This is a genomic window from Devosia psychrophila, from assembly GCF_000971275.1.
GTDB lineage: Bacteria > Pseudomonadota > Alphaproteobacteria > Rhizobiales > Devosiaceae > Devosia > Devosia psychrophila.
This window is the reverse complement of record NZ_LAPV01000118.1, coordinates 1-586: the sequence shown is the minus strand read 5'-3', so window position 1 is coordinate 586 and position 586 is coordinate 1. Positions and strand designations below refer to the sequence as shown.

The window sequence follows — 586 nt, the reverse complement described above, 5'->3', positions numbered from 1 at the left end:
GCTCTATCCCGAGATCGCAAGCCTCCGCCGCCGCCGTAGCGTAGGCCAAAAACACCGCCCGGCCCCAGCCTTCTGCTCCCGGCCGGATGCGCTTGCGGTTCTCGCCGGACTTGAAGACCGGCGAGGCCACCTGCCCCATCAACAGCGGCACCGGAACGGGCCATCTGAACTTCTGGGCGAGCAGCATGTCGGCGAGCCAGAACGCCAACAATTCGGCATCGGGCCGGGCCCTGTAGACGGCGGCGGCAATCTCGGCCGCCAGTATTGGCGCCGGCCGCGACGACACCACCATATCCTCCGCATTGGCCACCACCTCGGCGAGGGCGTCATCCCATTGCAGCGCAAAATGCTGCTCCGCAACCGGGCGCACGGATTGCTCATCGCAACTGGTCGTACGGCTGGCCAAGCGGCGCCAGGCCATTAAGAGGTGACCGGAGGGGCCAGGATCATCGCCGGCGCTGCGCAAATAATGGGTATCGCGCAGAGTGGATGCATCCTCGCGCCGGCCGATTAAATTCACCGCCGCGGCAGCGTTCTGTAAGGCCAGCCGCTGGCGCCACGCGCCGGCCCAGGACAAGTCCTGGCG

1 protein-coding gene is annotated in these 586 nt (G+C 66.9%); it reads right to left on the bottom strand.

All coding sequences use genetic code 11. The features are described 5' to 3' along the window. The coding region (locus WH91_RS10695) for a DUF1403 family protein (RefSeq protein WP_046171007.1) at nucleotides 1-586 on the bottom strand (586 nt) is incomplete at both ends.